Below are 25126 nucleotides of genomic sequence, written 5' to 3'. Positions count from 1 at the left end.
GATGAAACGCCAGATGTTGATCGACGGCCGCTGGGTCGATGCGCTTTCGGGCGAGACCCTGCCGGTGCTCGACCCCTGCAGCGCGCAGCCCTTCGGCACCCTGGCCCGCGGGCGGGCCGAAGACGTGGACCTGGCGGTGGCCGCCGCGCGCCGTGCGCTCGACGGCGCGTGGGGGCGCATGACGTCCACCGAGCGCGGGCGCATCTTGCAGCGCCTCGCGCAGCTCATCCTGGCCAACGGCGAGGCGCTGGCACAGCTCGAGGCGCGCGACACCGGAAAGCCGATGGCCGTGGCGCGCGCCGATGCGGCGGCGGTGGCGCGCTACTTCGAGTTCTATGGCGGCGCGGCCGACAAGGTGCACGGCCAGACCATCCCGTACCTGAACGGCTACAACGTGAGTGTGCTGCGCATTCCGCACGGCGTGACGGCGCACATCATTCCGTGGAACTACCCCGCGCAGATGATGGGCCGCACGCTCGCGCCCGCATTGGCGATGGGCAACGCGGCGGTGGTCAAGCCGTCGGAAGATGCGTGCCTCAGCGCCCTCAAGCTCGCCGAGCTCGCGATGGAAGCCGGCCTGCCGCCGGGCGCGCTGAACATCGTGACCGGCCTGGGCACCGAGGCCGGTGCCGCGCTCACCGCGCACCCGGGCATCGACTTCGCGACCTTCACCGGCTCGCCCGAGGTCGGCATGCAGGTGCAGCAGGCCACCGCGCGTCACCACGTGCCTTGCGTGCTGGAGCTGGGCGGCAAGTCGCCGCAGATCGTGTTCGACGACGCCGACCTCGCCAAGGCCGCGCCGATCATCGTGCGCGCCATCGTGCAGAACGCCGGCCAGACCTGCTCGGCCGGCAGCCGCCTGCTGGTGCACAAAGGCATCTACGACCGCTTCGTCGACACCATCGCGACGCACTTCGCGGCGCTGAAGGTCGGCACCCCGGAGCAGGACCTCGACTGCGGGCCGATGATCAACGCGCGGCACCAGGCGCGCGTGCAGGCCATCGTGCGCGACGCGGTGGCCGAAGGCGTGCCGCGGTTGGCCGAAGGCCAGCTCGCCGACGGCCTGCCGCCCGAAGGTTTTTTTGTCGCGCCCGTGCTCTTCGGCCCGGTGCCGCGCACGCACCGGCTGGCAAGCCAGGAGATCTTCGGCCCCGTGCTCGCGGCGATGCCCTTCGACGACGAGGACGACGCGGTGCAGCTGGCCAACGCCACCGAGTACGGCCTCGTGGCCGGCGTGTGGACCGAGAACGGCAACCGGCAGGCGCGCATGGCGCGGCGGCTGGCGAGCGGGCAGGTGTTCATCAACTGCTACGGCGCGGGAGGCGGCGTCGAGCTGCCCTTCGGCGGCGTGAAGAAGAGCGGCTACGGCCGCGAGAAGGGTCTGCTGGCGCTCGACGAGATGAGCACCACCAAGACCGTCGTCCATCACTACGAATAAGGAGACTCACACCATGTCGATGCTGAACCAGAAGACGGCGATCGTCACCGGGGCGGGGAGCGGCTTCGGCGCCGCCATCGCCCGCGCGTATGTCGCGGCGGGCGCGAAGGTCGTACTGGCCGATATCAACCTGGAGGCCGCGCAGGCGGTGGCCTCGGCGCTGGGCGACAACGCCATGCCCGTGGCCTGCGACGTGACCCGCTTCGAGCAGGTGCAGGCGCTGGTCGAGCAGGCGAAGGCGCGCTTCGGCGGGCCCGACATCGTCATCAACAACGCGGGCACCACGCACCGCAACCAGTCGATGCTCGACGTCGACGAGGCCACCTTCGACCGCGTGTTCTCGGTGAACGTGAAGTCGATCTATCACATGGCCCGCGCCGTCGTGCCGGTGATGAAGGCGAACGGGGGCGGCGTGATCCTCAACATCGGCTCGGTCGGCTCCATCCGTCCGCGCCCGGGCCTTACCTGGTACAACAGTTCGAAGGGTGCTGTGCGGGTCATGACGAAGTCGATGGCGGTCGAGCTCGCGCCCGACGGCATCCGCGTGAACCTCATCGCACCCGTGATGGCCGCCACCGGGCTGCTGCAGGATTTCATGGGCGTGGCGGACACCACTGAGAACCGCGCGCGCTTCGTCTCGACGATTCCGCTGGGCCGCATGTGCGACCCGGAAGACGTGGCGAACGTCGCGGTGTTCCTGGGCAGCCCGCAGGCGCACTTCCTGACCGGGGTCGAGATGCCGGTGGACGGCGGGCGATCGATCTGAGCGGGTCGTTGCCTCAGTAGGTCACCGTCACGGTGATCGTGCTGCTGTAGGGGCCCGGCGCCACGTATTGGCCGGGTGGAATGCGGCCGTAGACGGTGTAGTTTTTCGTCACCGACGCGGTGCCGAGCAGGGAGAGCGTGACGCCGTAGCTGTCGGTCACGTTGCTGGCATCCCAGACGGTGCTGTGCGCGCTGGTGGTGTAGAGGTTGTAGCCCAGCGGCGTGGTGCTGACCGGGCCCACCATCTGCCGGTTGGCGAGGTTGCCGGCCGAGCCCACGCTGAGGCCGATCGCGTAGGACACGGTCACCAGAAGCCCGACCAGGCCATCGACCTTGCCGACGACGGTGATGGCTGTGGTGTTGTCCTTGGGCGCTGCGGCGGCGGGGTCGTAGTTGCCGAAGGCCAGCGGCGTTGCCACGCTGACGGTGACGGTGCAGGTGAATGCGCCCAGGCCCGTGCACGCAGCCAGCGACGCGCCCGGGGCCAGCAACCCCGCCATCGCCAGTGCGACCGTCAGCGCGGGGACGACGACACGGGTTCGCATCGGTAGGGTCCCATCGATGGCAGGGCGCCGGCGGCGCGGTCGGGCGCGCCGAGCGTGAAGCGGCAATGCCCGCTCTTCCATCGCGCCTCGAAGCCTTCGTTCGGTTGCGGATCGTCGACCGACACGAGGCCGTGAAAACCCGACAGCATCGACGTGCCGCGCGCCGGCCGCATCACGTCGATGCCCGGTGGCAGCGGGCTGCCGTCGGGCAGCAGCACGGTGACGTTCGCCACCGTATCGCGCGCAATGTCGAAGCTGGCCTGCGCCACGCCCTTGTAGCGCGGTACCACGCGCAGCACGTCGGTGCGCACCTGGGCCTCGATCGGCAGGTCGCCGTTGTCGATGCTGATGTGGTTCGGCTCGTAGGCGCGCAGGCCCGAGACGACGGCGCGGCCTTCGCTGTTGGTGGTGGTCCAGGGCTGGTTTTCCCGGTACACCTTCACGCCGGCCGCGCCGGGCACGGTCACGAGCGCAAAGGCGTCGTCCGATTGGCGCGTGGCAAAGCCCACGCCGCCCGCGATGCCGACCGCGCCGCTGGCGCGCACGCGCGCCGCGGTCTGGCCCTGGGCGCGCGCCACCTCGGCCGAGAGCTGGCCGTAGCGCCCGCGCAGGTCGGCGCCGGCCTCGCTGCGCGCGTTCTCGCCGTCGGCGGCGCGCAGCCGGTAGCCCCACCCCTCGTCGCTGGGCGGCTGCTGCACCCACTCGGCCACGGCCGAATGGCCGCCCGGTTTCTGCTGCTGCACCGAGAGCGTGGCGTGCCGGCGCTCGCCGAGCGCGAGCGTGAGGCTCACGCTCACCGAGGTGATGGAAGGCTTGCCGTCCTGGCGCGTGCGGGCCACTGAGGTGCCGAGCCAGGCGTTGCCGCCGATGCCGATCGACCAGCTGGCGGTGGTCACGCCGATGTGCTCGCCGGTGTTGTAGCGCAGCCGCGTGTGGCTCGCGCCGAGCGTGCCGTAGCGGCCCAGCGAGCGCCCCGCGAACAGCTGCGTCTGCGCGTCGGTGTGCACGGGGCTGTCCTGCCAGGCGATCTGCGTGAAGCCGCGGCTGGCCACCTGCCGGCTCGCCGAGAAGTTCCATTCGTCGCTGGTGCGCGTGTAGGCCGCGCGCCAGAGCCGGCCGCTGTCACCGTCGCGGTCGCGGCTCGCGGCGCCGTGCAGCGACAGCTCGCCCAGCGTGCCCCAGACCCAGGTCACACCGGCGCCCGCGGTCTGGCTGCGTGCGCTGGCTTCGCCGCGCGCCTCGACGGTGACGCTGTCGTTCACGCCGTGGCGCCAGGTGCCGGCGACGAAGGGCGGGCCGTAGTCGAAGCTGCGTTCGCCGTAGCGCAGGCGCGTCCAGCCGGCTTCGAGCGAGTAGTCGGAGAGGCCGGCGCGCAGCAGGTTCGAGCTCACGTAGTAGGGCGTGGTCACCATGCGTTGTACGCCGAGTGCGTCGGTGACGGCAAAGCGCATCTCACCCGCGCCGGTGAGCACGGGCACGTCGCTGATCGCGAACGGGCCGGCATCGACACGGCGCTGGTAGCGCAGCGTGTCGTTCACATACACCTCCACCGCCGAGGGCACGGCCGCACCGCCGCGCAGGCTGGGCATCGGGTAGCTGATGAAGCCGGGCTGCAGCCCGAAGCGGGTGCCGAACTGCACGCCGCCGAAGCGGAAGGGCGTGGACCACGCAGAGGCCTGCGTGACCGAATCGCCCACCGTGAGGCGCGTGAGCCGCGCGGGGTCGTCGCGGCGGAAGTAACTGTCCAGCCGCGTCGTGCCGCGCCCGCCGAATGCGGACTGCCCGGCGACGACGCTCGTGCCCACCATCCCCCCCTCGGCCGACGCGGCCGCATCGAAGTAGCCCGAGGCGCGCGTGCCTTCGCGGTCGTGCTGCAAGGCCAGGTCGTAGTTGAGAAAGGCCCCGAAGACCGAGGCCGACAGCGGCGGGCGGTCGTTCAGGTGCGCATGCACGGTGCCGACCGTGAACGCCTCGGCGGGCACGCTGAGGTCCACGCGCTGCGCGCCTTCGTCGAGCCGCAACTGCGCGTCCGGCAGCGCGCGCAGGTCGTAGTAATTGGTGTCTTCGCGCCGCAGCGCCGCGGTGGCGGGCCGCACCAGGCGCCAGGCCGCGAAGTCGGATTCCGCCGCCAGCAGCTGCGCACCGCGCCGCAGCAGCGGGCGCGGCGCCGGCTGGCTCAGGCCGTTGATGCGCACGTCGAGGATCGCCGGCTGCACCTCGCCGCCCGCATCGGTGGGTCCCGTCTGTGCGCAGGCCACACGCAGGCCCAGCCAGCCGCAGCAGACCCAGAGGCTAGCGCGGCGTGGCAGGCGCACGGGGCACGCGCACGGTGGCGCTGGACGACGCCTCGGGTGCATCGGTGGCGGCCTCGATCTGAAGGCGGGTGTCGGGCGGCAGCGCGGGCAACTCGATGTCGATGCCGGCCGACTGCCCGGCCAGTGCGTACTGCGACAGGCTCTTGCGCAGCAGCTCGGTGCCGTCCTCGCGGCGCACCACGAGCTGCGTGACCTGGATGTGCTCGCTGCCCTGGTTGTCGAACACCAGCCTGTAGCGTGCGCCGCGGTCGGCCTGCAGCGACCATTGCAGCGCGCGGCGCGGCTGCAGCGGCGGCACGAACACCGGCACGCCGATGCGCAGCAGCGTCTGCACCTTCGCGCCCTCGGCGCCGTCCGCCGGCAAGGCCTGGTCGCGCGGCAATTGGCGAAGAAAGATGCGGTAGCTGCGCTCCGCGGCGTCGGCCGGCACCTGCAGCCCGAGGCGCACGATCTGCCGCCCGCCCGGCGGCAGACGGAAGATGGCCGGGTTGACCAGCACATCGCGCGTGGGTTCATAGGCATCGCGTCCGTCCTGCTGCGACCACGCCACCACCTCGGCCTGCACGGCGACCTCGGTGTCTTCGGCGTTGCCCATGGTGAGCGAGGCGACCGGGCGCTGCGGCGTGAGCACGATGCGCAGCGGCGCCACGCTGAGGCTGGTGGCGGCGGCCGGAAGGGGCGCCAGCAGCAGGCCGGCCCACAGGGCAGGCCCCAGCAGGAATGCGCGGCGCATGCCGGACGGGCGTGCAGTCAATCCGGTCAGTAGGTCAGCGTGACCGTGATCGTGTCAACGTAGTCGGTGGCCGGTGCCGCGGCGTACTGCCCTGTGGGAATCTGGCCGTAGATCGTCTGCGTCTGGGGCAATCCGCTGCCGGTGTAGCCGGTGCCGGCGATGCTGTTGTCCCAGTTGGTCAGGTGGCCGCTGTCCTTGAACAGGCTATAGCCCAGCGTGTTGTTGCCGGCGGCCGAAGAGATGCTGGTCATCACGCGTGACGAGACGGTCGCGCCCGAGCCGGTGCCCGGGCTCAGGCCGATCGAGTAGGGCGTGCCGAAGGTGCAGGTCACGTTGAGGCTGGTGGTGCCGTTCAGCGAGGCGGCCGACGGGTCGTAGTTGCCGAACGCCAGCGTGGCCGGCGTGCTCATCAGGCAGGCCTTGAGCACCGTGGCCGTGACCTGGAAGGTCGTGGTCGCGGTGGCCGCCTGGGCGGACGGTGCCAATGTGAACAAAGCACCGAGGGGCAGCATGGCCCGGGCCAGGGTGCGAAGGAGGGGGCGAGGCAGGTGGCGCATCGGACGGGACCTTTCAACGGTGGACTGGAAACCCAGGAACGACAGTGAAAATCCACCCACCGGTTTCGGTAGCGGGCGCCCCTTTCTAACCAATCTCCCCTCGATGGGACATAGGACGCGGTCCTAGCGTCCCAAAGCTGCTACAGATTTTTCTGATACCGGGAAAACCCACGAGTGATTTCGGTCTACAGCTTGCGCGCAGCGTAGGCCGCATGCCTTCATGCGACGGATCTTTGTCTGCAGGCGGTTGTGCGTGCGGTGTATGGAAGGGTTTACATTTACGCCCTGGGAGGCGCCCTCCGGCGCCATTGCAACCTTGCCTGCGAGGTCCACGAACCGTGATCGCCGAAATACATGCGGATGCCGCGCCTGCGGGCCTCGCCTCGGGGTTCACCATGGCGTTCCAGCCCATCGTGGACCTGGGCCGGCACGAGATCTATGCCCACGAGGCGCTGGTGCGCGGCCTGTCGGGCGAAGGCGCGGCCGAAGTGCTAGGGCGCGTCGACCCGGTCGACCGCTTCGCCTTCCACGAAGCCTGCCGCGTCAAAGCCATCGAGATCGCCTCGGGTCTGGGCATGAAGTCCCGCCTCAGCCTCAACGTCATGCCCAATGATGTTGCAGGGCAGGCCGAGTGCTTCCGCACTGCCATGGCCGCGGCCAAACGCTGCAAGTTTCCCGTGCGCCAGCTGATGTTCGAGATCACCGAGGGCGAGCGCGTGCGTGACCTGCACGGCCTGGCCGACACCTTCCGCGCCTTCAAGCGCCACGGTTTCACCTCGGCCATCGACGACTTCGGCGCGGCCTACGCGGGCTTCGAGCTGCTGGCCGCGTTCCAGCCCGACGTGGTGAAGATCGACCTGAGCCTGATCCGCAGCATCCATGCCGACCCGGTGCGGCTCACCATCGTGCGCGGCTTTGTCGCCACCTGCGACGAGCTGCACATCCGCGTGATCGCGGAAGGCGTCGAGGCGGCCGAAGAGGTGCGCGCCTTGCGCGAGATCGGCGTGGAGCTGTTTCAGGGCTACCTGTTCGCACGCCCGGCCATTGCCACGTTGCCGGCGGTGGCGTGGGACGCCGCCGCCTGAGCTGAGCCTTTTCCCGTTTCAGACGTTGCTGGTCGCGCGCACTTCCTCGAGCGTGGTCCGGCCCGCCAGCACCTTTTCGATGCCGTCCTGACGCAGCGTGCGCATGCCTTCGCGCATGGCCGCGTCCTGCAGTTCCTCGGCGCGCGCGCCGCCTTGCACCAGCCGGCGCAGGCCCTTCGACATCACCATGAGTTCGTGGATGCCCACGCGCCCCTTGAAGCCGGTGTCGTTGCAGTGCTTGCAGCCGGTGCTCGTGTAGGTCTGGATGTGTCCGTCGCGCCCGTGGCGCTGCATCCACTCGGCGCGCACGGCGTCGCGCGCGGCCGGCGTGTCCTGCGCGCCGAAGGCGTGCATGTAGTCGGCCAGCAGTTCCTCGACGGCTTCGTCGGTCGCGGGACGGCTTTGCACGCACTGCGGGCACAGGCAGCGCACCAGCCGCTGCGCCAGCACGGCCAGCAGCGAGTCGGCGAAGTTGAACGGGTCCATGCCCATGTCGAGCAGGCGCGTCACGGTTTCGGGCGCGCTGTTGGTGTGCAGCGTCGACAGCACGAGGTGGCCGGTGAGCGAGGCCTCGATGGCGGTCTTCGCGGTTTCGGCGTCGCGGATCTCGCCGACCATGATCACGTCGGGGTCGGCGCGCACGAAGGCGCGCAGCGCCTTGGCAAAGGTCCAGTCGATGCGCGGGTTGACCTGCACCTGGCGCAGGCCCGGCTGCGTGATTTCGATGGGGTCTTCGGCCGTCCAGATCTTGCGCTCGGGCGTGTTGATGCGCATGAGCGCCGAGTGAAGCGTGGTGGTCTTTCCCGAGCCGGTGGGGCCCACGCACAGCACCATGCCGTAGGGCCGGTCGACCGCCTGCGACAGCTGCGCCAGGTTGCGCTGCGACAGCCCCAGCGCGTCGAGCGCAATGGGCTTGGCCGAGGCCAGGATGCGCATCACCACGTCTTCCAGGCCGTTGTTGGTCGGGATGGTGGCCACGCGCAGCTCGATGCGGTGCTGCGGCGAGTACTTCGAGAAGTTGATCTTGCCGTCCTGGGGCTTGCGCTTCTCGCTGATGTCCAGGTCGCACATGATCTTCACGCGCGCGACCACGGCGTTGCGGTAGCTGGGCGGCAGCTCCAGGTAGGTGTAGAGCCGGCCGTCGCGGCGAAAGCGGATGCGCGTTTTTTCCTGGCCCGGGTCGCTCTCGATGTGGATGTCGGAGGCGCCCTCGCGGTGGGCCTCGAGGATCATGCTGTTGATCATGCGCACCAGCGAGTTGTCCGACTGCTCGACGGGCGCGTCGCCCGCGGACGGCGCGGCGGCCGACTCTTCCTTCTCGAGCGTCTTTAGCAGCGTGCTGGTGCCCGTCATGTCGAACTCGAGCGGGCGCATCGGGTCGTTCATGTCGATCACCGGCCGGTCGGCCGCCACCTGGCCGACCTTCTCGTAGGCCTTGTGCAGCACGCCGTCCAGGTCCAGGCACTGGCCCAGCACCGGAATCACCTTCATCTGCGCGATGAACTCCACCTCGTCGATCACCGCGTGGCGGTTCACGGGGTCGTCGACCGCGAGCACCAGGCGCCCGCCGTGCAGCATGAGCGGCATCACCTGCAGGCGCCGCGCCGCGTCGTGGCTGACCTTGCGCAGCGCGTCGGCCGCGGCCGGGAACACATGCAGGTTCACGAGCGGGTAGCCCATCTTGCGCACCAGCGCGGTCTGCAGCTGGCCGCGGCTCACGACGCCCATGCGCACCAGCGTCTCGCCCAGCGGCACGGTGGGCTCGCGCTGCTGCTGCTGGAGCGCCGCGTCGAGCTGCGTCTGCGTGACCATGCCCAGCGACATCAGCGCCTGGCCGATGCGCGCGATCGGCATGCGGCTTTGCAGGTCGAGCTCCTGCACGAGCTGTTCGGGCATGACGACTTCGGTGGCGGCCATGGATGGATCTCCTGGTGGGTGTGGGGGGCGCGCGGCGGGATGTTGCGACGCTAACGGAAAAATGCGAACCGGTTGCGGCCCTGCGACTTGGCATCGTAGAGCGCCGTGTCCGCGCACGCGAGCAGTTCGCCGGCGCCGATGCTGGCATCGACCGTCTCGAGGAATACGACGCCGATGCTGGTCGTGACGTCCAGCCGCCGGCCGTCCACATGGAACACCGGCGCCTCGATGTGCGCGACGATCTTCTGCGCCACGCCCGCCACGGCGTCCTTCGAGTACACGTTCTCGAGCACCACCACGAACTCGTCGCCGGCCAGGCGCACCACGGTGTCGGTCTCGCGCACGCTGGTGCGCAGGCGCCGCGCGTATTCGGCCAGCACGCCGTCGCCGATGGCATGGCCCAGCGTGTCGTTGATGGCCTTGAAGTGGTCGATGTCCAGGAACATCAGCGCCATGCCGCCGTCGGTGCGGCGCGCGCGCAGCATCGCCGCGGGCAGTTGCTCGTTGAAGGCCAGCCGGTTCGGCAGGCCGGTCAGCACGTCCAGGCGCGCCAGCTCGATGAGCTTGCGCTCGGCCTCCTTCAGCGCCGTGACGTTGAAGGTCATGAGGTAGAAGCCCAGCACGTCGCCCGCCAGGTCGCGGTCGGGGATCAGGTTCACCTGGAAGTGCGCCTCCCGGTCTTCGACCGGTACCTGCACCGGGTACTGCGCCGCCTTGCCGGCGAGCACCAGGGGCAGGTGCGGCGTGTGCTGCACATACACCGTCTCGCCCACGGCCGAGCGCAGCGTCACGCCGTCGAGCGGTGCGCGTTCGTCCAGGCCCGCCATGCGCCGCGCACGGCTGTTGCCGTACAGGCAGTTCTCGTCGCGGTCGAAGTAGGCCACCAGCGCCGGGATGTTGTCGGTCACGTCGCGCAGGCGCTTTTCCTGCTGCGTGAGGGCGCGGCGGATGTTCACTTCGTCGGTGATGTCGAAGGTCATCGCGAACACGCCGTGCACCATCCCCTCGGCATCCTGGTCGGGGATGTAGTGGGCCTTGAAGGTGCGCTCGCCGATGCCCAGCGCCGCGTCGCCGGCCTTCTCGACGATGACGGTCTCGCCCGCCAGCGCGCGTTCGATGTACGGGCGCACCACCGCGAAATCGGCCTCGCCGCGGATGCCCGGCATCCACTGGCCGACCAGGGGGTTGCCGCGGTGCAGTGTCCGCACCTTGGCGTTGACGAAGGTGTAGTACAGCCCGGCGTCGACGTGCGAGACCAGCGCGGGAATGTTGTCGGCAATGGTGCGGATCTGCGCCTCGCTGTGCGCCAGCTCGAGCTCGATGCGCTTGCGCTGCGTGATGTCGAAGGTCATCGCGTAGTAGCCGCGCACCTGTCCCTGCGGATCGAGGTCGGGGATGAAGTCGGTCTGGAAGAAGTGCTCTTCCTCGTCGCGGTGCGCGGCGCCGCGCCGCTCGAAGGACACGGCCTCGCCGGCCAGCACGCGCCGCAGGTGGTTCTCGAGCGCCGGGTCGTCGTGCAGGCCGCTCATGCTTTGCACGGGCTGGCCCACCAGCTCTTCCACGCTGTAGCCCAGCTCCTCGCACAGCCGCGCGTTCACGAAGGAATAGCGGCCCTGCGCGTCGGCGTGCGAGATCATGGCCGGCAGGTTGTCGGTGATGTCGCGCAGGAACTTCTCGCTGGCCTGGCGCTGCTGCAGGAGCCGGTCGAAGGTGCGCGAGAGGTCGCCGATCTCGTCGTCCGGATAGGTGCGCGCCACGGCCACCCGGTCGGGCGAGGCGTGGGCGTCGAGCATGTGGCGGTGCAGTTCGGTGAGCGGACGCAGCTGCCGCCGCACCACGCCCAGCGCCAGTGCACCGGCCAGCAGCGCCAGCACGAGGGCGCCGCCCCACGCGGTGCGCTCGATGGCGTCGATGCGCGCAAAGGCCTCGTGGCGCGGGTACATCGAGCCGATGATCCAGTCGGCCTGGCGGATGCGCTTGAAGGCGTACAGCCCGGGCACGCCCGCGTGGTTGACGCCTTCGACGGTGCCTTCGAAGCCCGCGAGCGCGCGCTCGATATCGGGCGCGTCGTCGGCCATGGCGGCGTTGGCCTGCTTGAGCACGCGGTCGGCCAGCGGGTGGTCGATCACGATGCCGTCGGAGGTGGTGATGAACACGTAGCCGGTCTGGCCGAAGCGCACGTCGGCCAGCTCGCCCAGGATGCTGCGGTCCTTCAGGTTGATGGAGCCCGAGATCACGAACCGCACTCGGCCGTCGCGGTCGCGCACGGGCTCGGTGATGGCCACCTGCGCCAGGCCGCTGAGCCGGTTGCGGTAGGGCTCGGAGATCACGCCGGTGCGGGAGGCGACCGTGTCCTTGAAGTACGCGCGGTCCTTCACGTTCAGCTTGTGCAGCTGTTCCGGGCCGTTCATGTTGGCGACCAGGTCGCCGTCGGTGTCGAGCATGGCGACGTTGTCGAAGGCCGCGCGCAGCGACGGGTGCTGTTCCACGAAGGCCTGCAGCGGCGCGTCGCTCGTGAAGCCGTGCGAGGCCACGCTCTCGGCCAGCGTCTTCAGCAGGATGCGCCGGCTGGCGAACTTCTGGTCGACCGCGTTCGCGATGGCCGACAGCCGCGCGAACTCCTCGCTGGCGATCGAGGCCCGCATGCGGTCCTTGACCAGGTGCAGCGCCACCGTGGCGATGCCGAAGGTGGTGGCCAGCACGATGGCCGCAACGCCGACGCTGAGGCGCGTGTTCAGGCTGATGCGGGTTTTCCCGTTCGCGAAAAATTTCATGGGCGTCGTGCAGGCAGCGCGGCGAAGCGGAGGGACCACCGGCCGGCCGTCGAGGCGCAGCTCACACCACTCGCTTGTTGCGCAGGTAGTGTGTCAGAAAGTGCGAGAAATGCGCGCCATTCCGGTGCATCTCGCAGGGCCGAACGGCGCCGGCGTTGTCCCGCACGCGACGGGTGAAGCCGATCGTATTACTCGACCGTGCGCGGCAGCGGCTCCGAACGCGCGGCCGCAGGCGAGCGGGCCGGCGCAATGAGCACCATCGCACCGTCCTGCCCGCGCCGCACACGCAGGCGGGTGCCGTCGAGCAGGCGGTCGAGCGCCGCGTCGGCGGCGATCTTTCCCTTGATGCCCCGGGTCGAGAGGTCCTTGACGTCTTCCATCTTGTAGATGAGCTGCACGCCCGACTGCGCGATGTAGGCGTCGAGCGCGGGCCGCAGCTCGCCGCCCTTCACGTCGAACTCGCGCGCGTGGGCGAAGGCCAGCCCCGTCGCCAGCAGGCCGGCAACGGCGAGGGCAAGGCGGGGGCGGGTGATGAAGAGGGCAAGGAGGGTGGGGGGCTGCCTCCGGATTCGAATCATGTCGGTCTGTGTTTCCGCGAATTGGTTTTTCTTCTGCCCCCGGTGAGACGAGTTCGAGCGCACTTTCCGGTAACGGGGCAAGGGGGAAAAGCCCTTGGGCCCGGCCTTCTAGAATTTCGGGGACCGCCGCCGGGCACGGAAACTGGAAGAAATTTCGCCGGCGGGCCCCCGCGCGTTACCGGAAATCTTCGGGCCGTTCGTCTCACTGTCTGTCGCCAATCCCGGCGACCTGCCGTTCTTTCGTGTCGGCCCTTCAATTTCCAGGAGCGCTTCGTGGTTCTCAGTGACTTGGATGCCTGGTTCGTCAGCGAGGTGCTGCCGATGGAAGCCGCGCTCACGCGTTTCCTTCGCCGCAACTGGCGCGACGACGCCGAAGTGCCCGACCTGCGGCAGGACGTCTACGTGCGCATTTATGAGTCCGCCTCCAAATCCATGCCCGACCAGGTCAAGCCCTTTGTTTTTGCCACCGCGCGCAACCTGCTGATCGACCGCGCCCGGCGCGCGCAGATCGTTTCCATCGAGATCATTGCCGACCTCGACGCGCTCGATTTCTCCGCCGACGAGCTCACGCCCGAGCGCCATGCCGCCGGCCGCGGCGAGCTGCGGCTGCTGCAGACCGCCCTCGACGCGCTGCCGTCCAAATGCCGCCGCGTGATCGAGATGCGCAAGATCGACGGCCTCTCGCAGCGCGAGGTCGCCACGCAGCTGGGCATCACCGAGGACACGGTCGAGCGGCAGGTGTCGCGCGGCGTGCGCGCCCTGGCCGACGCCCTGCTGTCGGGCGGCGTGCAGCTGGACACCAAGGCCTTCGGGCGAGCGCAGAACGAGCGGAGGCTTTCCACATGAGCGACGCCCAGCGCATTGAATCGTTGGCCGCCGATTGGCTGGCCCGCCGCGACAGCGGCGCGTGGACCGACACCGACCAGCAGCAACTGGACGCCTGGATCGCCGCGTCGATCGCCCACCGCGTGGCCTGGCTGCGGCTGTCCAGCGCCTGGGAGCGCGGTGACCGGCTGGGCGCGCTGCGCACGCCGGAGATCCCGATTCCGGTGCCCGCACCCGCACCCGCGCCGCAGGCCGCACGTCCGCCACAACGCCTGTCGCGCTTCTCGCTGCAACGCATCGCCGCCGGCGTGTTCGTGGCCGTCGCCGGCACCGCCTGGCTCGGCTGGCAGTACACGCAGGAAGCGCGCGGCCAGTACTACGCCACGGCCGTGGGCGCGCGCCAGTCGGTGGCGCTGTCCGATGGCTCCAGGCTCACGCTGAACACCGCCACGCAGGTGCGCACGGCCGTGAACGACACCGGGCGCAAGGTGTGGCTCGACGCGGGCGAGGCCTACTTCGACATCGCGCACGACAAGGACCACCCCTTCGTCGTCATCGCCGGCGACCGCCGCATCACCGTGCTGGGCACGCGCTTTCTCGTGCGGCGCCAGGGCGACCAGGTGAACGTGACGGTGGAAGAAGGGCGCGTGCAGATCGCCGCGGCCAAGCCCGATGCAAAAAGCGCCGAGCCCACAGTGCTCACGCGCAACCAGGCGGCCGTCACGCATGCCGACAACGTGCTCGTGATGTCGAAGGCGCCCAAGCAGGTCGACGACGAACTGCGCTGGCGCGAAGGCAAGCTCGTGTTCGACCAGACCACGCTGGGCGACGCGGCGGCGCAGTTCAACCGCTACAACCTGCGCAAGCTCGTGATCGCCGATCCGGTCGTCGCGCAGGTGCGCATCGGCGGCAGCTTCGATGCGAACAACATGAGCGGCTTCGTGGTGCTTCTGAAGCAGGGCTTCGGCCTTGCAGCACACGAGGCAGGCAATGAAATAAGAATTTCGAGTCAGTAAATTACCGGAATGTGACGGGGCATTCGTCTCAGTGGGTACCCAAACAAATAACCACGCTGGAGAGACACCCATGAATCGCATCGCGCCCCGCACCGGTCTGCCGTCCAAGAAGAAGCGAACGTACGGGGCCCTGCGCCCATGGGTCATCGGCGGCGCATGGGCGCTGGCGAGCGGCATGGCCGCACACGCGCAGACGCAGGCTCCGACGCAAGGTTTCGATGTGAGCGGCGGCGATCTCAAGACCGCACTCGACGCCTACATCGCGCAAGGCGGCGTGCAGCTGCTCTACAAGGTCGACGATGTGAAGGGTGTGGCCACACGCGGCGTGAAGGGGGCGCTCTCGCCGCAGGACGCGCTGACGCAGCTGCTCGAAGGCACGCCGCTGCAGACGCGCCGCGGTGACGACGGCGCCATCGTGATCTACACGGCCGCTGCCGCCGCGAAGCCGCAGGCCGACGAATCGCCGCAGTCGCTCGACAGCGTCACCATCACCGCCACGCGTCGCCGCGAGCCGGTGCGCGAGATCCCCATGCAGGTCAACGTGATGAAGGCGCAGGCGCTGGAGCGCGCGGGCGCCAAGAACCTGGCCGACTACGTGGCCGAGCAGCCGGGCGTGAACCTCACCAGCAGCGGCAGCGTGGGCGGCACGCTCACCATGCGCGGGCTGACCATGGGCCCGGTGCAGGGCATCGCGACCGTGGGCGTGTACGCGGACGACGTGGCCACCGGCCTGAGCTCGGCCGGCGCCAACGGCGGCAACACGCCGCTGGACATGGGCATGCTCGACCTGAGCCACATCGAAGTGCTGCGCGGCCCGCAGGGCACGCTGTACGGCGCCGGCGCCATGAGCGGCGTGCTCAAGTACGTGACCAACCAGCCCGACACCATGGAGTTTGCGGGCTCGGTGCGGCTCGGCACTTCGTGGACGCAGGGCGGCGGCCCGGGCTTCACGACCGGCGCGGTGCTCAACGTGCCGATCAAGGAAGACGTGGCGGCCATCCGCTTCGCGGCCTTCACCGACCAGGTCGGCGGCAGCTACGACGCCACGGGCCTGGCGCGCGGGCGCAATGTCGACCGCGGCCACACCGACGGCGGCCGCGTCTCGCTGCTGCTCACGCCCACGCGCGAACTCACGGTGCGCCTCACGGGCACGGTGCAGGACGTGCATCGCAAGGGCCTGGGCTTTGAAGAGATGGACAAGCGCACGCTGCGCCCCTGGACGCGGGAGCGCACGCGCCAGCTGTCGGCCAACGAATCGGTCCGCAACCTCACGCAGCTGTTCGGGCTGGACGTGGAGTACGACTTCGGCTGGGCCCGCCTGAACTCGATCACCTCCGCGCAGGACGTGAAGATCAACACCACCGCCGACGTCACCGGCCTGTACGGGCCGCTGTTGAGCGCGCTGCGCGTGCCGGTGGCCTCGGTGCCGGTCAACAGTGCCGTGGAGCAGCACCGCGTCAGCCAGGAGTTCCGCCTGACCTCGCGCTCGGGCACCACCATCGAGTGGCTGGCGGGCCTGTACCTGAACCGCGAGCGCGGCAGCAACAACGGCGGCATGGACGCCAACCTGATCGGGGGTCGCAGCCTCGGCCTGTTGACGTCGACGCAGTCCTCGCGCTACCGCGAAGAGGCGCTCTATGGCGACGTCACCTGGAACGTGACGCCCAGGTTCTCGCTCACAGGCGGCCTGCGCCTGTCGCGCAACAAGCAGGAATACGCCAGCCGCCAGAGCGGGCAGCTCGTCGGTTCGGTCGCCGCCAATGCCGCCGGCACCTCGTCGGAAAGCCCGACCACCTACCTGGCCGCCGCCAAGTACACGCTGTCGGAGACGAGCACCGCGTACTTCCGCGCGGCCAGCGGTTATCGCCCCGGCGGTCCCAACGTGCTGAAGCCCGACACCGACCGCCGCGTCGTGCAGCCGTCGTACAACTCCGACTCGCTGTGGAGCTACGAGCTGGGCTACAAGGCCGACCTGCTGGACCGCACGCTGTCACTGGAAGCCGCGCTGTACGACATCGAATGGAGCGGCGTGCAGCAGCCCACGCGCAGCGGCGCCTTCACTTTCATCACCAACGCGGGTGCGGCCCGCATCAAGGGCAGCGAGCTCACGCTCAACTGGAAGCCCAGCAAGGAATGGCGCTTCACCGCCAACGCCGCCGCCATTGACGCGCGCCTGACCGAGGACGCCAAGGGCATCGGCGCCAAGGCCGGCACGCGCCTGCCGCACACGCCGCGCTTTGCCACCACGCTGGGCGTGACGCGCAACTTCAGCCTGGCCGACCACCCGGCCTACGTCGGCATCAGCGCGCGCTACACGGGCAAGCGCGATGCGGGCTACCGCGGCAGCACGGCCCTGCCGAGCATCACCATGCCGGCCTACACGCTGGTCGACCTGCAGGCGGGCATCGACTTCAAGACCTTCAGCGTCTCGGCCTACGTGCGCAACCTGACGAACAAGCGCGGCATCGTGTCGATCGAAACCGGCCTGAACGCGAACCCGAACCTGGTGACTGCGGCGCTCGTGCCGGCGCGCACCATCGGCGTGAACGTCAACGTTCCGTTCTGACATGTCGGGCCTCCCACCGTTCGCGGCACCGATGCCGCTGGATGCGGCCGCCCCTGCGGCCCTGGAAACGACCCGCAAGGCGCCCACCAGCGCCTGGTATGCGCTGGCGGTGCTCATCATCGCGACGGTGCTGGGCTCGATCGACAAGGTCATCCTCACGCTGCTGACGGAGCCGATCCGCCAGACGCTGTCGCTGTCCGACACGCAGATCGGGCTGCTGCAGGGCGCGGGCATCGTGCTGTTCACCGGCATCGCCACCTTGCCGCTGGGCTGGCTCAGCGACCGCTACGACCGGCGCATCGTGCTCGCGGCCTGCGTGGTGCTGTGGAGCGCCGCCACCGCCATGCGCGGCACGGCCATGGACTACGGCGTGCTGTTCGTCGCCTCCGTCGGCCTGGGCGTGGGCGAGGCGGGCCTCACGCCCATCACCAACAGCATGATCCCCGACCTGTTCCCGCGCGCGCAGCGGGTGCTGGCGAATGCGGTGTTCGCGCTGTCGGCCATCTTCGGCAGTGCGCTGGGCGCGCTGCTGGGCGGCACCATCGTGCACCTCACGGACGACCTGCGGCCCTGGCTGCCCGTCGCGATGCAGCAGCTCGAAGCCTGGCGCCTGACCTTCTTCGTGCTGGCCTCCGCCGGCATTCCGGTGACGCTGCTGGTGCTGTCGATCCGGCGCACGCCGCACGGCGGTGCCCGGGCAGCCAAGGCAAAGCCGGATGCGCCGGTCACAGACGCACCGGGCGCCGCGACCCTGCGCCAGCACCTGCGCCTGCACTGGCGCACCTTCGCGGGCCTGGTGGTCGGCGTGGGCCTGACCAGCGTGGGCCTGAGTTCGCTGGGCACCTGGCTGCCGATCGTCACGGCGCGCACCTATGGCGTCACGCCGGTGCAGATGGGGCAGGGCATGGGTCTGGCCTTCCTGTGCGGCACGGTGGCCGGCGGCCTGCTGGGCGTGATGTCGATGCGCTACGTGCAGCCGCGCATGGGGCCGGCCGCCGCGCTGCGCCTGATCATGCTGGGCAATCTCTCGGCGGCGCTGATGTCGACGCTGCTGCTGTTCACGAGCTCGGCCAACCACAACTTCGCGCTGCTGGGGCTGCTGGTGGTGCCGCTCATCGGCAGCGCGGTGCTGCTGCCCAACGTGCTGCAGGACGCCGCGCCGCCGCACCTGCGCGCCCGCACCATCGCCTTGCTCACGATCGCCAGCCTGCCCTTCGGCGTGGTGGGTCCGCTGATGGTCGGCATGTTGTCGGACGCGCTCAAGTCGATGCCCAACGGGTTGGCGGTGTCCATCGTCGCGACCACGCTGGTCGGCGGCAGCCTGGGCGCCCTGGTGCTGCGCGCCACCGAAGGCCCGTTCGTTCGCCTGATGCGCGAAGCGAAGCCGAACTGAGCCGAGCCTGCTGCTTCGAGATCCCGCTCCTCCCTTTCATCGTTCGTTGTTCCTCCATGTCACAACCACACCCTTCAGCCTCTCTTCCTGACACTGCTTCCGCACTGGCCGCCATCGACGCGCTGGTGGCGCCCCTGAACCGCAGCGACGCGCCCGGCCTGGTGCTGGCCATCGCACAGCATGGCCGCCTGCTGTACCGCCGCGCCGTCGGCATGGCCAGCCTGGAGATGGGCGTGGCCCTCACGCCGACCACGCGCATGCGCATCGCCTCCACCAGCAAGCACTTCACGGCCATGGCCGTGCTGCTGCTGGCCGAAGACGGCCTGCTCGACGTGGAAGACCCGGTGCAGAAATACCTGCCCGAGCTGCCGCAGCTCAGCGCCAACGGCCCCACGCTGCGCCACCTGCTCACGCACACCAGCGGCTGGCGCGGCCACGACGAGCTGTGGGCCATTGCGCACGGCCTCACGTTCACCTTGCCCGGCCCGGGCCTGCCGGCCATGGCGCGCCAGAGCGAGCTGAACTTCGAGCCCGGCACGCACATGGTCTACAGCAACGGCGGCTACTTCCTGCTGGCGAAGATCGTCGAGCGCGTGAGCGGCCAGAGCTTCGACGACTTTTTGAAGGTGCGCCTGTTCGGCCCGCTGGGCATGCCTGACACCTCGTCGGTGCAGACCGACCTCGACGTGGTCCCCGGCCTGGCCGGCCTGTACATGCCCGCCCCCGGCGGCGGCTGGCGCCGCGGCCTGTACCCGTGCGAACTCGACGGCGGTGGCTCGCTGGTGTCGACGGCGGACGACATGCTGCGCTGGCTCGCGCACATGCACGGCAGCGAAAAGATCGTGGGCAGTGCGAAGAGCTGGGCCCTGCTGTCGGCGCCCACCACGCTGTCGTCGGGCTCCCAGGTGAACTACGGCTTCGGGCTGGCGCGCCACCCGTACCGCGGCGTTGAAATCGTCCACCACGCGGGCGCCGTGCTCGGCGCGCAGTCGCAGATGATCAGCGTGCCCAGCCACGGGCTGGACATCATCGCCATGGTGAACGGCGCGCCCGTATCGCCGGGGATGCTGACCCTCAAGGTGATCGAGCTGTTGCTGGGCGACGCGCTCTCGCCGCCCGACGTGCGCCCGCTGGCCAGCGCCTTCCCCGCGCTGCCCGGCCAGCGCTACCACGCACCCTCCACGGGCGGTTTGCTGAGCTTCTCGGACGTGGGCGGCAAGCTGGCGATGTCGTGGCAGGCCGGCGAGGCCAAGCCCTTGAACCAGGGCGACGGCAAGCTGTGGTTGAGCCTGCAGGATCTGCCGACGAACGACCTCGTGCTCGACACCGCCGACCTCGATCCGCAGCGCGCACCCGACGCACTCGTGCTGCACGAAGGCGGCCAGCCGCGTCGCTTCGAGCGCCTGCCCGAGACTGCGCCCGATGCCGCATCGCTCGCCGACGAACTGTGCGGCGACTACACCAGCCCCGACCTCGACGCCACCGCGCAGATGGCGCTGGTGGACGGCAAGCTGCGGCTCACCGTGCAGGGCCGCCACGGCCAGCACGCGTGCGTGCTGACGCCGCTGTCGGCCGACGTGATGACGCTCGTCTCGGTCGACCCGGTGCTGTCCCAGATGGGCAAATCGGTTCTCAACGTGGAGCGCAAGAGCGGCCGCGTCGTGGGACTGCTGCTCGCCACGACGCGCTCGCGAAACATCCACCTTGCCCGCCAGGAGTCCCGCGCATGAAGTTCTTCACCACCCTGTTCGCCACCGAGACCAACACCTTTGTCTCGGCCCCCACCGGCCTGGGCAGCTACGAGGAATACGGCATTTTCCGCGGCGACGCCAGCACGCGCGATGCGGCCGGCTACGGCCTGTACGCGGTGGAAGTGCGCCGGCAGCTCGCCGCCGAAGGCCATGAAACGGTCGAGAGCCTGCTGGCCTTTGCGCAGCCGCTGGGTCGCACCGTGCGCAGCGTGTACGAGCGCCTGCGCGACGAGATTCTGGACGACCTGCGCAAGGCCGGCCCGGTCGACGGCGTGATCCTCGTGCTGCACGGCGCGATGGTGGCCGACGGCTACGACGACTGCGAAGGCGACGTGATCTCGCGCGTGCGCGAGATCGTCGGGCCGAACGTGCCCATCGGCGTGTCGCTCGACCTGCACTGCCACTTCACGCAGAAGATGCTGAACGCGGCCGACGCCATCATTTGCTACAAGGAATATCCGCACACCGACGCGTTCGATCGCCTCACCGAACTGATCCGCATCGTGGTCGACACCGCGCAGGGCCGCGTGCGGCCCGTGACGGCCGTGCACGATTGCCGCATGGTCGGCAAGTGGCACACCACGCGCGAACCGATGGCCGGCTTCGTGCGCCGCATGCAAGACGCCGAAAAGCAGCCGGGCGTGCTCTCGGTGTCGCTGGGCCATGGCTTCCCGTGGGCCGACGTGCCCGAGTCGGGCGCCAAGATGTGGGTGGTGACCGACAACGACCCCGCGCTGGCCGCCAAGCTCGCCGAAGAACTGGGCCGTGCCTTCTGGGACCTGCGCCACGAAACCGGCGTGCCCTCGCTCTCGATCGAAGAAACGCTCGCCCGCGCCATGGCCACGCCCGACGGCCCGGTGGTCATTGCCGACACCGCCGACAACCCCGGCGGCGGCGCCACCAGCGACAGCACCTTCATGCTGCGCGCCGTGGTCGAGCGCGGCATCGGCGACGTGGCTTTCGGCGGCGTGTGGGACCTGGGCGCGGTGCAGCTGTGCCGCGACGCGGGCGAGGGCGCGAGCTTCGAGCTGCGCCTGGGCGGCAAGTGCGGCCCGGCCTCGGGCGACCCGATCGACCTGCACGTGACCGTCAAGCGCGTGGTGGAGGCGCATTCGCAGGGCGGCCTCTCGGGCGTGCGCACGCCCATGGGCCCGTGCGTGTGGGTGCAGGCCGCCGACGGCGTGGACATCGTGCTCATCAGCAAGCGCAACCAGGTCATCGGCGCCGACCTCTTCACGGGCCTGGGCATCGACCTGACCGCCAAGAAGCTGGTCATCGTGAAGTCGGCGCAGCACTTCCATGCGGAGTTCGGTCCCCTCGCCAAGTCGGTGCTGTACGTGTCGACGCCGGCCTCGCTGAGCACCGACTTCGCCAACCTGCCGTACCGCGTGCGCGACCTCGACTACTGGCCGCGCGTGGAGCAACCCGGCCGCCCGCACCACATGGCCGCGCCCGGCGAGCTGTACACCATCGACGGCCGTGCGATGCACCTGCAGCGCAGCGGCCCCGTGCCCGCCAGCGCCACGCAGCCCACGCTCGTGATCGAAGCCGGCGGCGGCTGCGCCTCGCCGACCTACGCGCGGCTGCAGCAGGCGCTGTCGGCGAAGCACCCGGTGATCAGCTACGACCGCGCCGGCATGGGCTGGAGCGAGGCCGACGACGCGCCTTTCGACGGCGAGCGCACTGCGCACCGCCTGCATGCGCTGCTGGCAGCGGCCGGCGTGACGGGCCCGATCGTGCTCGTCGGCCATTCGCTCGGCGGCCTGCTGAACCGGGTCTACGCGGGCCTGTATCCGCAGCAGGTGGCCGGTGTGGTGATGCTCGATGCGAGCCACCCTGACCAGTTCGCGATGTACGAGCACCCGCCCGAATCGCAGTTCGCGGCCGAGCGCGACAAGCGCGCGAACTTCCAGGCCGGTGGTCCGCCGCCGCCGGAGCAGGCGCCCATCGAGGCCCTGTTTGCCGACATGCCGCAGGTGCTGCGTCAGATGAAGGCGACCTACACGCCCGAAGCGCTCGACACCATGCTGGCCGAGGTGCGCGGCCTGCCGCACGTCGCGCGCCAGGCGGCTGCCTCGCCTGATTTCGGTGCGCGTCCGCTCGCCGTGCTGTGGGCCAAGCAGCAGCCGCTGCCGGCCGGCGCCGACCCGGCGATCGCCGCGGTGCAGGCGCGCTGGCCCGAATTCCAGGAGGCGCATGCGGCGCTGTCGACACAACGCCGCCTGGCCTGCATCGAAGGCGCCGCGCACATGACGCTGGTGCTGCTGCCGCCGCTGGTGCAGCGCGTGGCCGAGGAAATCGACGGCGTGATGGCGCAGATCGCGTCCGGAACCGGCCGATGACGCCCCTGGCCGAACTCACCACGCCCGCGCTGCTGCTCGACGTCGGGGTGCTCGAACGCAACTGCGAAGCGATGGCGCAGCGCGCGGCGCGCCACGGCGTGGCGCTGCGCCCGCACCTGAAGACCGCCAAGTCGGCGGAAGTGGCGCGCCGCGCCACGCGCGGGCAGGCCGGCGGGCTCACGGTGTCGACCGTGGCCGAGGTCGCGTACTTCGCGCGCCACGGCTTCACTGATCTGACCTATGCCGTCGGCATCGACGCGAACAAGATCGAGGCGCTGCACGACATCCAGCGCACGAGCGGCGCGCGCGTGACGCTGCTGGCCGATTCGATCGACGCCGTGCAGGCGGCCGGTGCGCGCGCGCGAACGCTGGGCGCGACTTTCCGCGTGCTGCTCGAGATCGACACGGGCGGCGGCCGCGGCGGTGTCGGCCCGCACGACGACGACCTGCTCTCGCTCGCGCGCGAAGTGCAGCGCAGCGAATCGCTGACGCTGGCCGGCGTGCTCACGCATGCAGGCCACAGCTACCACGTGCAGGGCGGCACGGCGATCCGTGCCATCGCCGAGGCCGAACGCGCCGGCGCCGTGCATGCGGCCGAGCGGCTGCGCGCGGTCGGCATTCCGGTCGAGGTGGTGAGCGTGGGCTCCACGCCCACGGCCGTGTGCGCGCAGACGCTCGAAGGCGTCACCGAGATGCGCCCCGGCGTCTACACCTTCTGCGACCTCGACCAGGTGGCGCGCGGCATCTGCGGCGTGGAAGACATCGCGCTGTCGGTGCTGGCCACCGTGATCGGCCACAACCCGCGCTCGCGCCGCGTGCTCATCGACGCCGGCGGGCTCGCGCTGTCGAAGGACCAGTCGGCGGCCGAGTTCCGCAGCGGCCTGGGCTTCGGGCTGGTGTGCCAGGCCGAGGGCACCGTGCCGTTGCCCGGCCTGTGCGTGGCCGAGCTGCACCAGGAGCACGGCCTCATCGCCTGCGAGGGTGATGAAGAAGCACAAGCCATGTTCCGCGCGCTGCCCGTCGGCACTCGCGTGCGCGTGCTGCCGCACCACGCCTGCATGACGGCCGCGCCCTACGACCGCTACCACGTGGTGGAAGGCGCCGGCAGCGGCGTGCAGGCGGTCTGGGACAAGGCGCGCGGTTGGTAGGCCACGGCCTGAAGAGAACCTATTTTTTCCGGAGAAGACAACGATGACGAAGACATTCCTTGCACGGCTGGCGGCGGTGGCCGCGCCTTTCGTTCTGGCCCTAGGCCTGGGCAGCGCGCCGCAACTGGCGGGCGCCCAGACCCCGGCGGCTCCGCAGGCCGCGGCCAGCGCCGCCGCACCGGCGCCCGTGGCGGTGCCCGAGAAGCCTGCCGCACCCGCTGCGGCACATGCCGCCACAGCCAAGGTCGACAACCCCTACGGCGTCGGCGCGCTCTGGTCGCAGAGCGATGCCGTCGCCAAGGCCGTGCTCGCCATCCTGGCCATCATGTCGATGGGCAGCTGGTACGTGATCGTCACCAAGCTGCTCGAGCAGATGCGCATGGGCCGCCAGGCGCGCGCGGTCGACAACGAGTTCTGGAACGCGGGCACCGTGCAGGCCGGCACCGCGCGGCTGGCCGAGGGCAGCCCGTTCCGCTTCATTGCCGACGCCGGCATGCAGGCCACGCAGAAGCACGACGGCCTGCGCGGCAAGGTCGACTTTGCCGACTTCGTCGACCTGTGCATCCACCGCGCCACCGAGCGCGTGCAGCGGCGCCTGAGCAACGGCATGTCGCTGCTGGCCACCGTGGGCTCGACGGCGCCGTTCGTCGGCCTGTTCGGCACGGTCTGGGGCATCTACCACGCGCTCACCGCCATCGGCGTGGCGGGGCAGGCGTCGATCGACAAGGTGGCCGGCCCGGTGGGCGAGGCGCTCATCATGACCGCCATCGGCCTGGCCGTGGCCGTGCCCGCGGTGCTGGGCTACAACTGGCTCCTGCGCCGCAACATCACCGTGATGGACGACGTGCGCGAGTTCAGCGGCGAGCTGCACTCCGTGATCCTGGCCGGCAGCGCCGCCGCCTGACGCCCCGCGCACACAAGCGGACTGCGCCATGGCGATGAACATCCCGGCTTCCGGGGGAGACGAGGAACAGGCCATCGCGGCCATCAACACCACGCCGCTGGTCGACGTGATGCTGGTGCTGCTGATCATCTTCCTCATCACCATCCCGGTGGTCAATTACTCGGTGCCCGTCGCGGTGCCCAAAGAGCGCAACGAGGTGCGCGAGAGCAAGCCCGAGACCGTCGTGATCTCGGTGGACGCCAGCGGCCGCACCTACTGGTACGACACGCCGGTGCGCGACACGCCCGCGCTGGTCGCGCGGCTCACCAAGGTGGCGGCCCTGAACCCGCAGCCCGAGGTGCACATCCGCGGCGACTGGCATTCCGACTACGAGCCGGTGGGCCGGATCATCTACGCCTGCCAGGCGGCCGGGATCGCCAAGGTGGGCTTCATCACCGAGCCGCCGGCGCGCAACTGACGAGCAGACAGCGAGAC

General features: G+C 70.0%; 19 protein-coding genes. 12 read left to right on the top strand and 7 right to left on the bottom strand.

The window, feature by feature from the left end:
* Position 1 precedes the first annotated feature (1 nt).
* Positions 2-1438 carry an aldehyde dehydrogenase family protein gene (locus tag CLU95_RS09445; protein ID WP_099792522.1) on the top strand — a complete coding sequence of 479 codons (1437 nt, stop codon included), beginning with the start codon at positions 2-4 and terminating at the stop codon, positions 1436-1438.
* A gap of 13 nt (positions 1439-1451) precedes the next feature.
* Positions 1452-2204 carry an SDR family oxidoreductase gene (locus CLU95_RS09440; protein ID WP_099792520.1) on the top strand — a complete coding sequence of 251 codons (753 nt, stop codon included), beginning with the start codon at positions 1452-1454 and terminating at the stop codon, positions 2202-2204.
* A gap of 13 nt (positions 2205-2217) precedes the next feature.
* Here the strand turns inward: CLU95_RS09440 and CLU95_RS09435 are convergent, their stop codons facing one another.
* Genes CLU95_RS09435 through CLU95_RS09420 form a run of 4 tightly spaced genes read right to left on the bottom strand, consistent with a single transcriptional unit; the run spans position 2218 to position 6308 of the window.
* Positions 2218-2748: a Csu type fimbrial protein gene (locus CLU95_RS09435; protein ID WP_180288571.1), complete on the bottom strand. Its 531-nt coding sequence runs from the start codon at positions 2746-2748 to the stop codon at positions 2218-2220.
* Complete coding sequence (locus CLU95_RS09430; RefSeq protein ID WP_099792516.1) at positions 2718-5063, bottom strand: fimbria/pilus outer membrane usher protein; 2346 nt, start codon at positions 5061-5063, stop codon at positions 2718-2720. The genes CLU95_RS09435 and CLU95_RS09430 overlap by 31 nt, the downstream gene beginning before the upstream one ends.
* A complete protein-coding gene (locus CLU95_RS09425; protein ID WP_099792514.1) occupies positions 5041-5796 on the bottom strand; it encodes a fimbrial biogenesis chaperone in 756 nt (251 codons plus the stop codon). Before CLU95_RS09425 ends, CLU95_RS09430 begins: the two co-directional genes overlap by 23 nt.
* A 26-nt stretch (positions 5797-5822) precedes the next feature.
* Positions 5823-6308 (bottom strand): Csu type fimbrial protein, encoded by a 486-nt coding sequence (locus CLU95_RS09420; RefSeq protein ID WP_099797188.1) that lies wholly within the window; start codon positions 6306-6308, stop codon positions 5823-5825.
* Between the two features lie 383 nt (positions 6309-6691).
* On the opposite strand from CLU95_RS09420, the gene CLU95_RS09415 reads away from it, so the two are divergent.
* Positions 6692-7438, top strand: coding sequence for an EAL domain-containing protein (locus tag CLU95_RS09415; RefSeq protein WP_257214573.1), 747 nt, complete (start codon positions 6692-6694; stop codon positions 7436-7438).
* An 18-nt stretch (positions 7439-7456) separates the two neighbouring features.
* Here CLU95_RS09415 and CLU95_RS09410 read toward each other — a convergent pair whose 3' ends face one another.
* The 3 genes from CLU95_RS09410 to CLU95_RS09400 all read right to left on the bottom strand — a co-directional run bounded on the left by CLU95_RS09410 (position 7457) and on the right by CLU95_RS09400 (position 12707).
* Positions 7457-9355: a GspE/PulE family protein gene (locus CLU95_RS09410; protein WP_099792512.1), complete on the bottom strand. Its 1899-nt coding sequence runs from the start codon at positions 9353-9355 to the stop codon at positions 7457-7459.
* A 50-nt stretch (positions 9356-9405) separates the two neighbouring features.
* Positions 9406-12129, bottom strand: a complete 2724-nt coding sequence (locus CLU95_RS09405) for a sensor domain-containing diguanylate cyclase (protein WP_099792510.1) — start codon at positions 12127-12129, stop codon at positions 9406-9408.
* A 188-nt stretch (positions 12130-12317) separates the two neighbouring features.
* A complete protein-coding gene (locus CLU95_RS09400) occupies positions 12318-12707 on the bottom strand; it encodes an STN domain-containing protein (RefSeq protein WP_099792508.1) in 390 nt (129 codons plus the stop codon).
* 273 nt (positions 12708-12980) lie between these two features.
* Between CLU95_RS09400 and CLU95_RS09395 the strand changes: the two genes are divergently transcribed.
* The 9 genes from CLU95_RS09395 to CLU95_RS09355 all read left to right on the top strand — a co-directional run bounded on the left by CLU95_RS09395 (position 12981) and on the right by CLU95_RS09355 (position 25109).
* Positions 12981-13553 carry an RNA polymerase sigma factor gene (locus CLU95_RS09395; protein WP_225616778.1) on the top strand — a complete coding sequence of 191 codons (573 nt, stop codon included), beginning with the start codon at positions 12981-12983 and terminating at the stop codon, positions 13551-13553.
* Positions 13550-14548 (top strand): FecR family protein, encoded by a 999-nt coding sequence (locus CLU95_RS09390; protein WP_099792506.1) that lies wholly within the window; start codon positions 13550-13552, stop codon positions 14546-14548. The genes CLU95_RS09395 and CLU95_RS09390 overlap by 4 nt, the downstream gene beginning before the upstream one ends.
* Before the next feature lie 70 nt (positions 14549-14618).
* A complete protein-coding gene (locus CLU95_RS09385; protein WP_099792505.1) occupies positions 14619-17114 on the top strand; it encodes a TonB-dependent receptor domain-containing protein in 2496 nt (831 codons plus the stop codon).
* Position 17115: 1 nt separating this feature from the next.
* The gene (locus tag CLU95_RS09380) at positions 17116-18507 is read left to right on the top strand and encodes an MFS transporter (RefSeq protein ID WP_099792503.1); all 1392 of its coding nucleotides are present in this window, start codon (positions 17116-17118) and stop codon (positions 18505-18507) included.
* A gap of 56 nt (positions 18508-18563) precedes the next feature.
* Complete coding sequence (locus CLU95_RS09375) at positions 18564-20237, top strand: serine hydrolase domain-containing protein (protein WP_099792501.1); 1674 nt, start codon at positions 18564-18566, stop codon at positions 20235-20237.
* On the top strand, positions 20234-22600 hold the full coding sequence (locus CLU95_RS09370) for an alpha/beta fold hydrolase (RefSeq protein ID WP_099792499.1): 2367 nt from the start codon (positions 20234-20236) through the stop codon (positions 22598-22600). Before CLU95_RS09375 ends, CLU95_RS09370 begins: the two co-directional genes overlap by 4 nt.
* Positions 22597-23748 carry an alanine racemase gene (locus tag CLU95_RS09365; protein ID WP_099792497.1) on the top strand — a complete coding sequence of 384 codons (1152 nt, stop codon included), beginning with the start codon at positions 22597-22599 and terminating at the stop codon, positions 23746-23748. The genes CLU95_RS09370 and CLU95_RS09365 overlap by 4 nt, the downstream gene beginning before the upstream one ends.
* A 43-nt stretch (positions 23749-23791) precedes the next feature.
* Positions 23792-24652: a MotA/TolQ/ExbB proton channel family protein gene (locus CLU95_RS09360; protein ID WP_099792495.1), complete on the top strand. Its 861-nt coding sequence runs from the start codon at positions 23792-23794 to the stop codon at positions 24650-24652.
* Positions 24653-24680: 28 nt separating this feature from the next.
* Positions 24681-25109: an ExbD/TolR family protein gene (locus CLU95_RS09355; protein WP_070062084.1), complete on the top strand. Its 429-nt coding sequence runs from the start codon at positions 24681-24683 to the stop codon at positions 25107-25109.
* Positions 25110-25126 lie beyond the last annotated feature (17 nt).

The sequence above is a fragment of the Variovorax sp. 54 genome (assembly GCF_002754375.1).
Lineage (GTDB): Bacteria > Pseudomonadota > Gammaproteobacteria > Burkholderiales > Burkholderiaceae_C > Variovorax.
Note: the sequence above shows the minus strand (reverse complement) of the source record. Positions and strands in the feature narration are given on the sequence as shown.

Bases quoted from the DNA above. Each gene is read 5' to 3' on its own strand.
- CLU95_RS09445 (WP_099792522.1), top strand. From the start codon at position 2: ATGAAACGCCAGATGTTGATCGACGGCCGCTGGGTCGATGCGCTTTCG.
- CLU95_RS09440 (WP_099792520.1), top strand. From the start codon at position 1,452: ATGTCGATGCTGAACCAGAAGACGGCGATCGTCACCGGGGCGGGGAGC.
- CLU95_RS09435 (WP_180288571.1), bottom strand. From the start codon at position 2,748: ATGCGAACCCGTGTCGTCGTCCCCGCGCTGACGGTCGCACTGGCGATG.
- CLU95_RS09425 (WP_099792514.1), bottom strand. From the start codon at position 5,796: ATGCGCCGCGCATTCCTGCTGGGGCCTGCCCTGTGGGCCGGCCTGCTG.
- CLU95_RS09420 (WP_099797188.1), bottom strand. From the start codon at position 6,308: ATGCTGCCCCTCGGTGCTTTGTTCACATTGGCACCGTCCGCCCAGGCG.
- CLU95_RS09410 (WP_099792512.1), bottom strand. From the start codon at position 9,355: ATGGCCGCCACCGAAGTCGTCATGCCCGAACAGCTCGTGCAGGAGCTC.
- CLU95_RS09405 (WP_099792510.1), bottom strand. From the start codon at position 12,129: ATGAAATTTTTCGCGAACGGGAAAACCCGCATCAGCCTGAACACGCGC.
- CLU95_RS09400 (WP_099792508.1), bottom strand. From the start codon at position 12,707: ATGATTCGAATCCGGAGGCAGCCCCCCACCCTCCTTGCCCTCTTCATC.
- CLU95_RS09390 (WP_099792506.1), top strand. From the start codon at position 13,550: ATGAGCGACGCCCAGCGCATTGAATCGTTGGCCGCCGATTGGCTGGCC.
- CLU95_RS09385 (WP_099792505.1), top strand. From the start codon at position 14,619: ATGAATCGCATCGCGCCCCGCACCGGTCTGCCGTCCAAGAAGAAGCGA.
- CLU95_RS09380 (WP_099792503.1), top strand. From the start codon at position 17,116: ATGTCGGGCCTCCCACCGTTCGCGGCACCGATGCCGCTGGATGCGGCC.
- CLU95_RS09375 (WP_099792501.1), top strand. From the start codon at position 18,564: ATGTCACAACCACACCCTTCAGCCTCTCTTCCTGACACTGCTTCCGCA.
- CLU95_RS09370 (WP_099792499.1), top strand. From the start codon at position 20,234: ATGAAGTTCTTCACCACCCTGTTCGCCACCGAGACCAACACCTTTGTC.
- CLU95_RS09365 (WP_099792497.1), top strand. From the start codon at position 22,597: ATGACGCCCCTGGCCGAACTCACCACGCCCGCGCTGCTGCTCGACGTC.
- CLU95_RS09360 (WP_099792495.1), top strand. From the start codon at position 23,792: ATGACGAAGACATTCCTTGCACGGCTGGCGGCGGTGGCCGCGCCTTTC.
- CLU95_RS09355 (WP_070062084.1), top strand. From the start codon at position 24,681: ATGGCGATGAACATCCCGGCTTCCGGGGGAGACGAGGAACAGGCCATC.